The organism is Rheinheimera soli (assembly GCF_021290985.1).
In the GTDB taxonomy this organism is placed as follows: domain Bacteria; phylum Pseudomonadota; class Gammaproteobacteria; order Enterobacterales; family Alteromonadaceae; genus Pararheinheimera; species Pararheinheimera soli.
This window is the reverse complement of sequence record NZ_JAJOYU010000042.1, coordinates 1-12947: the sequence shown is the minus strand read 5'-3', so window position 1 is coordinate 12947 and position 12947 is coordinate 1. Positions and strand designations below refer to the sequence as shown.

Genomic DNA, 12947 nt, shown 5'->3' with positions numbered 1-12947 from the left:
GCTGCATCATCCGCTTAGGATAAAGAGATAAAACCCGTGTCAAAAGATATCCAGGCCATTCGTGGCATGAACGACTGCTTACCTGCGGATACCCCGGCATGGCAGTATGTGGAACAGATTTTACGTAAAACAGTGCGCAATTATGGCTATGAGGAAATTCGTTTTCCTATAGTCGAAATGACCGAGCTGTTTAAGCGTTCTATCGGCGAAGTGACCGACATCGTTGAAAAAGAAATGTACACTTTTGCCGATCGCAATGGTGACAGCCTGACCTTGCGCCCTGAAGGTACAGCAGTCTGCGTGCGTGCAGCTAATCAAAATGGTTTGTTGTACAACCAAGAACAACGCTTGTGGTATATGGGGCCTATGTTCCGTCATGAGCGTCCGCAAAAAGGCCGTTACCGCCAGTTTCACCAGTTTGGTTTAGAAGCTTTTGGTATGGCAGGTCCGGACATTGATGCTGAAGTGATTTTACTCAGTGCTCGTTTGTGGAAAAGCTTAGGTTTATCTGCTCATGTGACTCTGGAGCTGAACTCTTTAGGGTCTAATCAGGCTCGTGCGGATTACCGCGCGGCTTTAATGGCCTATTTAGAGCAACATAAAGAATTACTTGATGAAGACAGCTTACGCCGTATGTACAGCAATCCACTGCGGGTACTGGATAGCAAAAATCCGGTAATGCAGGACATGCTGGGCAGAGCGCCACAACTTTTGGATTATTTAGACGATGAATCCAAAGCAGATTTTGATGGCCTGCAAAAGCGTTTAAAAGCCGCTGGTGTTGAGTTTGTGATCAATCCACGTTTAGTTCGTGGCTTGGATTATTACAACAAAACTGTGTTTGAGTGGGTGACCAGCAGCTTAGGTTCACAAGGTACTGTGTGTGCCGGTGGTCGCTACGATGGTTTAGTAGAACAGCTGGGTGGTAAATCTACTCCTGCAGTTGGTTTTGCCTTAGGCATGGAGCGACTGGTATTATTGCTGCAAACCTTAGAGTTATTGCCAGAAGCCCAGGCTCAAACTGATATTTATCTGATGGCCTTAGGGGATGCAGCGGAACTTGCCGCAGTTTCTATTGCCGAAGCCCTGCGTAATGATTTACCTGAACTGCGCTTAATGACGCATTCCGGTGGCGGCAACTTAAAGAAACAATTTAAAAAAGCAGATAAGTCTGGGGCCAGCCTTGGTCTGTTATTAGGTGAAACTGAACTGGAACAAGGCGAAATTACGCTGAAATGGCTCAGAGAAGATAAGCCACAACAAAATATTAAATTGACTCAATTGAGCGACTACTTAAAACAGCTGTCTTAAGCTGCAAACTATTAAATTGACTGAATAAAGCGGCTGTATCTAAAGTCGCTGGTTTAAAGGGATCGAAGATGGAAATTTACAACAGCGAAGAACAACAAGTCGAAGCCATTAAGCGCTTTTGGAAAGAAAACGGCACCGCCATTATCGCTGGTGTAGTGTTGGGTTTAGGTGGTTTGTACGGCTGGCGTTATTTCCAGGACACTCAACTGGAAAACACTATGGCGGCTTCAAGCGCTTATACCCAGTTACTGGAACAACAACAAACCGCAGCGGATAACCCTGAGTTGCTGGCTCAATTCCAGACATTTGTTGATAAAAACAGTGACTCTTCTTACGCTCTGCTGGCTGCTTTTGTGGCTGCCAAAGAAGCTGTAGCTAAAGAAGATTATGCCAGTGCAGCCAAACAGCTGAACTGGGTAGTCACGACTGCAACTCAACCAGAAATTAAAGCTCTGGCGCAGCTGCGTCTGGCTCGTGTACAAAATGAACAAAAAGACTATCCTGCTGCTTTAGCTACTTTGGCTTTAGCAGTACCGGAAGCTTTTAAAGCACAACAGCAAGAACTGACAGGTGATGTGCTGCAAAATTCAGGTGAGCTGGCGAAAGCTAAAACTGCTTACCAGGCTGCTGTTGCAGCAACTCAAGATGCTCAGAATCCAATTCTGAAAGTGAAATTAGACGAACTGGCGCACGTAACTGCTGCTTAAGGTGTAAGAGTGAAGTTATTCAGGTCCCGTATCGGCTTAATGCTGGTGTTGTTGACGACTTTGGCAGCTTGTTCTTCCAAAGAAGAATTGGTTTATCCGGAAATTAACAACAAAATTGAACCCGAAGAAATTTGGAGTGCATCTGTTGGTGATGGTGTTGAACATTATGATTCAGCACTGCGTCCATTAATCTACAAAGACAAAGTTTTTGCTGCCAGCCGTGCTGGTTTAGTGATGGGCTTCGACAAAGAGTCAGGCAAACGTCTGTGGACTTTTGATGTGCGCGACGATGGCACTGGCAGCTTTCTGGATGGTCTGAAGTTTTGGAATTCAGAAACGGCACGTATTTCGGGCGGTATTAGTGCTGGCTACGATAAAATCTTTGTAGGCACTGAAAACGGCGATGTAGTGGCGTTAAACCCTGAAACCGGCGAATTGGTATGGCGGATTAAAGTCAAAGGTGAAGTGATTGCCAGACCTGCTGCGGGCGAAGGTTATGTACTGGTCAATACATCGGCTGGTTATATCTTTGCATTGCACCCAGATACTGGCGAACAGCGCTGGATGTACGAGCAGGAAAGTGCAGTATTAAGTTTGCGTGGTACCAGCGAGCCAGTGGTCGCTAATGGTGGCGTTATTTTGGGTAGCGGTGCAGGCAAGGTTGCAGTGTTGATCGCCGACAAAGGTGTATTAGCATGGGACGCTGCCATTGCTGTGCCAAAAGGCGCAACCGATTTATCCCGTATGGTCGATGTGGATGCCACTCCTATCGTAGCCGAAGGTACTATTTACGCCATAGCCTTTAACGGTGAACTGGTCGCATTAGAACTGCGCACGGGCCGGGTAATGTGGAAACGTGAATACGCCAGCTTCCGCGATATGGTCATTGAAGGCAATACTATTTATCTGGTTGACAGTGTTGGTAAAATTTTTGCTGTTGACCGTCGCAATGGCTCAGAGCAATGGGCACAAACAGGTTTGCATAAACATTTCCTGACGGGCCCGGCAGTTTATAAAGACTATCTGACCGTGGGTGATGTGGAAGGTAACTTATTCTGGTTAGATAAAAATACCGGTGAATTTGTTGCTCAGGAATCCTATGGTTCCGGTTTTTACACTCAGGGCATAAGCTCAGCCGATGAATTAGTGATCCAAACCCGGGATGGTGAGCTAAGTTTAATACGCTTACCTTAAACCAGCTGAGTATGGAAAAAGACAAGGTCGGAGCCGATAAATCATCGCCTCCGGCCTTGTTGTTTAATAAAGTTTAGTGATTTACGTAGCTGCCACGGCTGAAAAGCCTGACGTGACAGAGTAAGAAGGCCAGTCGGCCTGCGGTATCCACAAGGATACATAGTAATTTTATTTGAGGTAAAACCATGTTACCTGTAGTGGCTTTGGTTGGCAGAGCCAACGTTGGAAAATCAACATTATTTAACCGTTTGACCCGCACCCGCGACGCCTTAGTGGCAGATTTCCCGGGCCTGACGCGCGACCGTAAATACGGTTCAGTCAAATACGAAGGTTACGAATTCATTGTGGTCGATACCGGTGGTATAGACGGCAATGAGCAAGGCATTGAAGTAGAAATGGCCGAGCAGTCACTCAAAGCAATCGACGAAGCTGACATAGTGCTGTTTATGGTGGACGCCCGTGCCGGCGCTACTGTAGCCGATGATGCGATAGCGCAGCATTTACGTCGTATCAATAAAAAGGTGTTTTTGGTTGCCAATAAAACCGATGGCCTGGATGCTGATACTGCCACTGCAGACTTCTACAGCCTGGCGCAGGGCGAAGTTTATCCTATAGCTGCAGTGCATGGCCGTGGTGTGTTGTCTTTGCTGCAACATGCGTTATTGCCTATGTTGTCTGAACAGCAGCAGCAGCGTATTGCCGCCATTGAAAAGGGCGAAGAATTACCGGAAGAGTTGGAAGAAGAAAGCGAAGAGGACATTACTCAAGCTAAGGATCAGCATATCAAGCTGGCCATAGTGGGTCGTCCAAACGTGGGTAAATCGACTTTAACCAACCGTATTTTAGGTGAAGAACGTGTTGTGGTATTCGACATGCCGGGCACCACACGGGATTCGATTTATATCCCTATGACCCGTGGTGAGCGCGAATATACGTTGATCGACACAGCTGGTGTGCGTCGTCGTGGCAAAATTGACGATATGGTCGAGAAGTTTTCTGTCATTAAAACTCTGCAGGCTATTGAAGATGCCAACGTAGTGATTTTGGTGCTGGACGCCCGTTTAGGTATTTCTGATCAGGACTTAAGCATTTTAGGTTTTGTGCTCAATGCCGGTCGTTCATTGGTACTGGCTGTCAACAAGTGGGATGGCCTGGACGAGCGTGTTAAAGAAGATGTAAAACGTGAACTCGACAGACGTTTAGGTTTTATCGACTTTGCCCGTCTGCATTTTATCTCAGCATTACACGGCTCTGGTGTAGGTAACTTATTTGAATCGGTAGAAGAAGCCTTCGACTCGGCCACCCGCCGTGTCAGCACAGCGCTTTTAACCCGTATTATGAAAATGGCAGTGGAAGATCACCAGCCACCTATGGTGAAAGGCCGTCGTGTGAAGCTGAAATATGCTCACGCCGGTGGTTACAATCCGCCTCTTATCGTGATCCACGGTACCCAGGTAGACGACCTGCCAGATTCGTACAAACGTTATCTGATGAATTATTTCCGAAAATCTTTACAGATGATGGGCACGCCAGTGCGGATTGAATTCCGCGAAGGCGAAAACCCGTTCGCGGGTAAACGTAGTATGCTGACGCCTAATCAGCAGTACAAACGAGACCGCATCTTAAAAGCCAGAGCGAATCTGGTGAATAAGAAGTAAGTTTTACAAGGCCAGCGAAAGCTGGCCTTGTTGTTTCTATGGGGTGTGCATTGATTGCGAATTGTGGGGGGGAGGTAGAAAGGGCGGGGACAAGCCCAGCCCCTACGACCCGCCCGTCTATAACTCCAATCCAATACCAATCAGCGTTTATCTCTGTCGGTTGCAAATTACAGTCAGGTGCTATTGGGCTTTCGCATTTACCCCGCGCATTCACAAACAAATTGTAGGGGCGGGTAGAAAGGGCGGGGACAAGCCCAGCCCCTACGACCCGCCCGTCTATAATTCCAATCCAATGCCAATCAGGGTTTATCCCTGTCAGCCAAATAGCGCCACACATGCGGGTTGTGATATACAGCCACTCCTGAATCAACCATCCTTACTCTGAGGTTTTATGCTGCATCATGTTTCTTTTGGTGTTTCTGATATTTACCGTTCAGCAGCTTTTTACGATGCTGTGTTATCCGCTTTAGGTTATGTCCGCGTTTGGGATGATATCAGCGATGATGACCCAGATTGTGCTGTAGGTTATGGCTACAGAAACGGTGGCGATAAGTTTGCCATCAAACTCAGAGCACAGGCTTTGTCAGGTTCTGTACCAGGTTTTCATCTGGCCTTTGCAGCACCAAGCCGTAGTGCTGTGGATGAGTTTCATAAAGCTGCTTTATTGCATGGTGGCAAAGAAAATGGTGCTGCAGGGTTGAGGCCAGATTATGGCGATGAATATTATGCGGCTTTTGTGATTGACCCGGATGGTTATCATATTGAAGCAGTGATTAATGGGGCTGAGCAGGAATAAGCGTTACGCCAATTCGGTAGCTTGTGCGTGGCGCCGCATTGTAGGTTGTACTCGACGCGCAGCGGCAGTACAACAATGTAACTGCTCGGGAGCGCCTGTAGTTGTAACATTTGTTGGTTGCTACATTTTTTACTTTAAAGCTTTCGCCGCTGGCGAGCCGCTTTCTTTTGCGTCGCCAAAAGAAAGCGGCGCAAAGAAAAGGCGACCCCAGGTCGCAGCGAAAGCCCGGCCCAAAATCGTGCGTCCAAGGCGGCTGGGCAACTCGCTCGTCGCTACCGCTCCTCACTCAAACACTCCCAGCCTTAAAACCTTGGCCACCCAATTTTGTCCGGCTCGCGCCCCAATGGGGGATTGGTGCCAGTAGTTGGTAGCTTAGGTCTGAGAGCTGCGGCGATATGCTTGGACAACAACATGATCTTCTCCACAAAACCCGCATACGAACTCACGATTTTTCATGATTTTCTGGTCATCAATTTGTAGCATCTCACCACACCGACCACATTTAACGTCATGTACCGTATATGACAAGGTAAGTTTGTTACCACCTTTCGACTTTACTCGATAGCGAAATTTGCATGAGTCACACTCGACAACATCACCTTCTTTAAGTTGGTTACGATCAAAAATAAGATCTTCGGAGCACTCTAGACAAGCCTGAAGTTCAATACCAGACGCCCTAATCCAAATATCCGTGTTTACATATTGTTCTATGCCGTCAAGTACATCAATTACACACTTTTTTATCTTTTCAGTATTGAATGACTCGCTCTCATTAGGCTTAGGTAAGTGCAGAAAATTTCCAAGCTTGCTGTAATTTTTAGTCAGCCATTGTACGGATGGTATCTTTTGTTCTCCCAGAGCGATCCAACCGTCTATCGGCGGAATATTTGACTGACAAAAATTTATTTCTACTTTACAGTATTTGTCTGCAAACTCATCAATCTTACTCAGCATTTTGATAGCTTTATGCGGTTGCCAAGTTTCTGTAATAGTGTTTGGAATATCACGAAAAGCAGATAACTTCTTGTATACAATTGCTTCAATACAGTAGCGAAGCTCTAAGCAACAATATCGAAGTTGGCTATCTTCTTTACTCTCAGAAAGAGCTCTAGCATTTTCAAAATGAACTTTCGGGAAATAACCCACTGTACCTCCAAACGAAGTTCAACCCCTACTATCCGATAAATTGAGATCGCAGCGATTCAATTTAATCTACTTCCACTTAGCTATGGCATTGGCCTGGCAAGAGGTTATGCCTGTTAACTCATTGCGGCCCATTGAAATGCGAATTCTTTGCTCGTTGACTGGTTCAATTTCACGCCCCTCGTTATCTGCATGTTCCCAAGCGATGGAGGTTAGCTGGCTCTTGCAAGCTGTTGCTAAAACATCACTTTCAGGTATGAATTGATAGCGTGAGTAGAAAACGGTAATTGCGAATCCATCGTCCCTTTTTTCTATACCATACTCGGTATCTTTGTCATAGGTTGAAAGCGGTATGTTTGTGTGACTCACGGGTGTTGCACATCCGGACAGCAAAAGCACTAACAGCAAAGCACTCCAAATTTGCATAGCTACTCCATGTAGTTGTAACAATGATTTTTCAAAGGCAGCCTGCTAACACGCAGAACTTTTCCAGCCTTATCTCCTGATTTTCACTCATACCAAACTAACGCTGACATACCTCTATTTCAACAACTTTTTCTATAATTCCTAAAATGGGCCACACAAACTTTATACATGCCAGAATGGACCCTAGAGGGACGCTAGGGTTAGGTCTTGTGATGTGCCCTAATGTCGCTTTTCGCTCTTAACTGCCAATCAGCAAAGGCCATACTAACTACTGGCACCAAATCCCCATTAGGGCGCGAGCCGGACAAAATTGGGTGGCCAAGGTTTTAAGACGAGGAGTGTTTGAGCGAGGAGCGGTAGCGACGAACGAGTTGCCGAGTCGCCTTGGACGCGCGATTTTGGGCCGGGCTTTCGCTGCGACCTGGGGTCGCCTTTTCTTTGGATAGCTTTCTTTTGGCGAAGCAAAAGAAAGTATCTCGCCAAAGGCGAAACGCTTTGAATTCAAAATCCTAAATTGTTTATTACCGCTAGTTTCATTGTTGTACTGCCGCTGCGCGACGAGTACAACCTACAGCGAACTCAAATACTGTTGCAGTTGTGCCACCCGCTTTGGCCGCTCAAACAATTGATACAACTCCAGCCAATCAGCTAACTGCATCAGCGGTAAATCCTGTTGCCAGCTGATTTTTTCCGGCTGAAACTCAAATGAATGCAAGCCGTCGTCTTTTAACACTTGTATGCCCGCCATAAGTTCGATCACAAGGCCATTTTTGCTAAAACGGGCAAAGCCCTTGCTGCGATAAATGGGGTGGAGCGATACAGGCACAAGGTGAGCATACTGGCTGAGCAAAGCTTTAAATTGCTCAAAGCGCTCCAGTGTGCAGACTAAATCCAAATCCCGGGTTTGTGGCTCAATACCATAACACTGTAGTAAATAGCTGCCGCCTATGGCCCAGTCTGTAGGCCCCAGCAATTGTACTAATTCTGTGGCTATTTGCCTGATATCAGTTTGCTGCATCAGTGTTTTGGAAAAACTTGTTCTATACGAGCGATAAAATGGCCCTTCGCCAGCTGGGTTTTCACCTGTTGGCCCGGTTGTAACTTCGATGCATCAGTGATCACTTGCTGCTGTTCGTCAAAGCTGATGCTGTAACCGCGCTCTAAAGTGGCTAGCGGGCTTACGGTATGCAAACGGCTGCTTTGCAATAACCACTGCTGCTGCTTTTGTTTCAGCAACTGCTGCATAGACTGGTGTAACTGATGGTTGTGCTGACTCAGCTTTTGTTGCTGCTGTTTAATTCGTACCAGTGGCGTGAGCTGTTGCAAACGATGTTGTAAAAACTGCTGCTGTTGTGCCGCTTTATCGATGCGTCGTAGCAAGGCGCTTTGCAACCGCATTTGCAATTCATCCAGATACTGCTGCTGTTGTTGTAAACGCCGTGCCGGGTCAAGCAAAGTTAATCGGTGCACCAAGGCCGTTAAACGCGGCTGCTGCTGCCGTAAATAGCTTTGCATTGAGCGTTGTAAGCGTTGCTCTGCGGATTTCACTAACTGAAGTTGTTGTTGCTGATCCGGCGATACCAACTCAGCAGCGGCAGATGGAGTGGCTGCACGCACGTCAGCGACAAAGTCGGCTATGGTAAAGTCAATTTCATGACCTACGGCGCTGACGGTTGGAATAGGGCAATGCGCTATTAAACGGGCCACCTGTTCATCGTTAAAACACCATAAATCTTCCAGCGAGCCACCACCACGGCCAATCAGCAGCACATCTACTTCATTGCGGGAGATCGCTTTTTGGATGGCATTGTAAATTTGCGCCGGAGCTTGTGTGCCTTGTACTAAACAAGGATAAATAATCACTTCCAAAGCTGGAGCCCGGCGTTGCAGTACTGTGATGATATCGCGAATGGCAGCGCCAGTAGGGGAGGTGACGACCCCAACTTTTTGTACTTTTTTCGGCAGCGGCTTTTTGCGCTCGGGCGCCAATAAACCTTCAGCGGCCAAAGTGGCTTTGATTTGTTCGTACTGTTGCTTCAGTAAGCCGTCACCGGCAGGTTCCAGCATATCGGCGAGTAACTGATATTCACCACGGGGTTCATACACACTAATACGGGCGCGGATCAGAATTTGCTGACCATTTTTTGGCTGCAGGCTGGCGTATCGGTTGCTTTGCTTAAACATCGCCACTTTCACCTGAGCGGCCTGATCTTTTAACGAAAAGTACCAGTGGCCGGAAGAGGCAGCAATAAAATTGGACACTTCGCCCACTAACCACAGCTGACGAAATTGCAGCTCAAGAGTCAGGCGAACTTCAGAGTTTAAGCGGGAGACGGTATAAATATCGGCTTGGGACATAAGGCAGATCTCAAGGGTTCATGCCACTAATGTAACACAAAAGCGAAAAATTGATTGTGGCAAGGCGCAAAAGCGGATAAAATTGCGCCGCAACATTCCCCCCTCTTTTTTTAACAGCGAGATTGTTGCAATGCTCAGGATCGTGAAAGAAGCCATTACATTTGACGACGTGTTACTTGTACCGGCGCACTCCACTGTGTTACCCCATACCGCAGACCTGCGGACTCAATTGACCAGCAAAATTACGTTAAATATTCCTATGGTATCGGCGTCTATGGACACTGTCACCGAGGCTCGTTTAGCTATTGCTTTAGCACAGGAAGGCGGTTTAGGTTTTATTCACAAAAATATGACCATCGAAGAGCAGGCAGCCAATGTTCGTAAAGTAAAAAAATACGAAAGTGGTGTAGTCTCAGACCCTGTGACTGTACGTCCGGAACAAAGCATCCGTGAAGTGCAGCAACTGGCAGCTCAGCATGGTTTCTCTGGTTTCCCTGTGGTCGATGCTGACAACAATCTGGTTGGCATTGTGACAGGTCGTGACCTGAACGTTGAAACCAATCCGCAACTGGCTATTTCTTCTGTGATGACGCCAAAAGAGCGTTTAGTCACAGTGAACGAAGCTGGCCCACGCGCTGAAGCTTTGGCTTTAATGCACAAACACCGTATCGAAAAAGTATTAGTGGTCGACAATGGCTTTAAGCTAAAAGGTTTGATCACAGTACAGGATTACAACAAAGCCGCCAGCAAACCAAACGCCTGTAAAGACGAATTTGGTCGCTTACGTGTTGGTGCTGCCGTGGGTGTAGGCCCGGGCACAGACGAACGTATTGCTGCTTTAGTAGAAGCTGGTGTGGATATTTTATTAATAGACACCTCACACGGTCACTCTGAAGGCGTGTTAGACCGAGTCCGTCAAACCCGCGCTTTATACCCTGATTTACAAATAGTGGCTGGTAACGTTGCCACAGCTGAAGGCGCAAAAGCCTTAGCTTTGGCTGGTGCCAATGCGGTGAAAGTGGGCATAGGCCCAGGTTCAATTTGTACCACCCGTATTGTCACAGGTTGTGGCGTACCGCAACTTACCGCTATCTCTGATGCAGTTGATGGCGTACAAGGCATGGACGTTTGTATTATCGCTGACGGTGGTATCCGCTTCTCAGGTGATATAGCCAAAGCTTTAGTGGCTGGCGCACATTGTGTGATGGTCGGTTCAATGTTTGCCGGTACCGAAGAAGCGCCTGGCGACGTAGAACTGTATCAGGGCCGTTACTACAAATCCTACCGTGGTATGGGTTCATTAGGTGCTATGGCACAGCGTAATGGCTCATCTGACCGTTATTTCCAGGGCAGCAACAACGCTGAGAAGTTAGTGCCTGAAGGTATTGAAGGTCGCGTAGCGTACAAAGGCCCAATCGGCACTATTATTCACCAGCAAATGGGTGGCCTGCGCTCTTCTATGGGCTTAACAGGTTGTTCTACTATTGCTGAAGTCCGCACTAAGCCGGTCTTTGTCAAAGTAACTTCTGCTGGTATGGGTGAATCGCACGTGCATGATGTGCAAATCACCAAAGAAGCGCCAAACTACCGCTTAGGTTAACCGCTTAATCAGAGGCTGGCGTTTTGCCAGCCTCTGTGTTTTATCCATTCGACTTTTGTTACTACAAGGTGATTATGAGCAAAAACATTCACTTCCATCGAATTCTGATCCTCGACTTCGGTTCGCAATACACTCAGCTGATCGCCCGTCGTGTGCGTGAAATTGGTGTTTACTGTGAGCTGTGGGCATGGGACGTTACTGCTGAACAAATCGCTGAATTTGCTCCAACCGGTATTATTTTATCTGGCGGCCCTGAAAGTGTAACTGAAGCTGGCTCGCCTCGTGCGCCATCTTATGTATTTGAAGCTGGTGTGCCAGTACTTGGCGTGTGCTACGGCATGCAAACTATGGCTGAACAACTGGGCGGCAAAGTGGCCAGTTCTGATCACCGTGAGTTTGGTTATGCTCAGGTTGAACTGATTGCAGAAAATGCCATGTTCACCGGCATTGAAGATCATCTGAACGAACAAGGCCGTGGCTTATTGGATGTCTGGATGAGTCATGGCGACAAAGTAGTACAAATCCCAGAAGGTTTTGTTACGACTGCGCAAACGCCAACTTGCCCTCATGCCGCTATGGCTGACGAAGCCCGTCAGTTTTATGGCGTACAGTTCCACCCTGAAGTGACTCACACCCGTCAGGGTCTGCGGATGTTAGAGCAGTTTGTAGTCGATATCTGTGGTTGTGAAAAACTCTGGACTCCGGCCACCATTATTGATGACGCTATTGCTAACATCAAAAAGCAGGTGGGTGATGATCAGGTAATTTTAGGTTTATCAGGTGGTGTCGATTCCTCTGTCGTGGCGATGTTATTACACCGCGCTATTGGCAAAAACCTGACTTGTGTATTCGTCGATAACGGCTTATTGCGTTTAAACGAAGGCACGCAAGTGATGGAAATGTTTGGTGATCATTTTGGTTTGAACATTATTCATGTCAAAGCTGAAAACCGTTTCCTCGACGCCTTAAAAGGTGAAGCTGAACCTGAAGCCAAACGTAAAATTATCGGTCGTGTATTTGTTGAAGTCTTTGACGAAGAAGCGAAAAAACTTAGCAATGCTCGCTGGTTAGCTCAGGGCACTATTTACCCTGACGTGATTGAATCAGCAGCATCTAAAACCGGTAAAGCTCATGTGATTAAGTCGCACCATAATGTTGGCGGTTTACCAGCTGATATGAAAATGGGCTTAGTTGAGCCACTGCGTGAACTATTTAAAGACGAAGTTCGCAAAGTAGGTTTAGCTTTAGGTTTGCCATACGACATGCTGTACCGTCACCCGTTCCCAGGCCCGGGTTTAGGTGTGCGTGTATTGGGTGAAGTGAAAAAAGAATACTGTGATTTATTACGCAAAGCCGACGCGATTTTTATCGAAGAGCTGCGTAATTCAGGCTGGTACGACAAAGTCAGCCAGGCCTTTACCGTATTCCTGCCAGTGAAATCTGTTGGCGTAATGGGCGATGGCCGCAAATACGACTGGGTTGTGTCGATCCGTGCGGTAGAAACCATCGACTTTATGACAGCACATTGGGCACATTTGCCATACGAGCTGTTAGGTCAGGTGTCTAATCGCATTATCAATGAAGTGAACGGTATTTCCCGTGTGGTGTACGACATTTCCGGTAAGCCGCCAGCAACTATTGAGTGGGAATAATTTATCCTTCGTGTAGGACTCTAGACGGGTGGGGACAAGCCCCACCCCTACATTACTTTGGATAGAAAAAAGGGGCAGATTAAATCTGCCCCTTTCGCTTTT

11 protein-coding genes are annotated in these 12947 nt (G+C 47.1%); 7 read left to right on the top strand and 4 right to left on the bottom strand.

What is annotated here, in order from left to right:
- Window positions 1–36 precede the first annotated feature (36 nt).
- The 5 genes from hisS (at window position 37) to LSG37_RS19505 (ending at window position 5666) form a co-directional block, all read left to right on the top strand.
- A complete protein-coding gene (gene hisS / locus LSG37_RS19525) occupies window positions 37–1311 on the top strand; it encodes a histidine--tRNA ligase (protein ID WP_233081638.1) in 1275 nt (424 codons plus the stop codon).
- Between the two features lie 68 nt (window positions 1312–1379).
- Window positions 1380–2018: a YfgM family protein gene (locus LSG37_RS19520; protein ID WP_233081637.1), complete on the top strand. Its 639-nt coding sequence runs from the start codon at window positions 1380–1382 to the stop codon at window positions 2016–2018.
- A 9-nt stretch (window positions 2019–2027) separates the two neighbouring features.
- Window positions 2028–3212, top strand: coding sequence for an outer membrane protein assembly factor BamB (bamB, locus tag LSG37_RS19515; RefSeq protein ID WP_233081634.1), 1185 nt, complete (start codon window positions 2028–2030; stop codon window positions 3210–3212).
- A 185-nt stretch (window positions 3213–3397) separates the two neighbouring features.
- Window positions 3398–4870, top strand: coding sequence for a ribosome biogenesis GTPase Der (der, locus tag LSG37_RS19510; RefSeq protein ID WP_233081633.1), 1473 nt, complete (start codon window positions 3398–3400; stop codon window positions 4868–4870).
- Between the two features lie 391 nt (window positions 4871–5261).
- Window positions 5262–5666 (top strand): VOC family protein, encoded by a 405-nt coding sequence (locus LSG37_RS19505; RefSeq protein WP_233081630.1) that lies wholly within the window; start codon window positions 5262–5264, stop codon window positions 5664–5666.
- 372 nt (window positions 5667–6038) lie between these two features.
- On the opposite strand, the gene LSG37_RS19500 is transcribed toward LSG37_RS19505, so the two are convergent.
- The 4 genes from LSG37_RS19500 to xseA form a co-directional block, all read right to left on the bottom strand.
- Window positions 6039–6812: a hypothetical protein gene (locus tag LSG37_RS19500; RefSeq protein ID WP_233081628.1), complete on the bottom strand. Its 774-nt coding sequence runs from the start codon at window positions 6810–6812 to the stop codon at window positions 6039–6041.
- A gap of 66 nt (window positions 6813–6878) precedes the next feature.
- Window positions 6879–7235 carry a hypothetical protein gene (locus LSG37_RS19495; protein ID WP_127025614.1) on the bottom strand — a complete coding sequence of 119 codons (357 nt, stop codon included), beginning with the start codon at window positions 7233–7235 and terminating at the stop codon, window positions 6879–6881.
- A 568-nt stretch (window positions 7236–7803) separates the two neighbouring features.
- Window positions 7804–8253 (bottom strand): hypothetical protein, encoded by a 450-nt coding sequence (locus LSG37_RS19490; protein ID WP_233081627.1) that lies wholly within the window; start codon window positions 8251–8253, stop codon window positions 7804–7806.
- Window positions 8253–9593, bottom strand: coding sequence for an exodeoxyribonuclease VII large subunit (xseA, locus tag LSG37_RS19485; RefSeq protein WP_233081625.1), 1341 nt, complete (start codon window positions 9591–9593; stop codon window positions 8253–8255). Before xseA ends, LSG37_RS19490 begins: the two co-directional genes overlap by 1 nt.
- 130 nt (window positions 9594–9723) lie before the next feature.
- Between xseA and guaB the strand changes: the two genes are divergently transcribed.
- Window positions 9724–11193 carry an IMP dehydrogenase gene (gene guaB / locus LSG37_RS19480; RefSeq protein ID WP_233081624.1) on the top strand — a complete coding sequence of 490 codons (1470 nt, stop codon included), beginning with the start codon at window positions 9724–9726 and terminating at the stop codon, window positions 11191–11193.
- A 74-nt stretch (window positions 11194–11267) separates the two neighbouring features.
- Window positions 11268–12845, top strand: a complete 1578-nt coding sequence (gene guaA, locus LSG37_RS19475; protein ID WP_233081622.1) for a glutamine-hydrolyzing GMP synthase — start codon at window positions 11268–11270, stop codon at window positions 12843–12845.
- Window positions 12846–12947 lie beyond the last annotated feature (102 nt).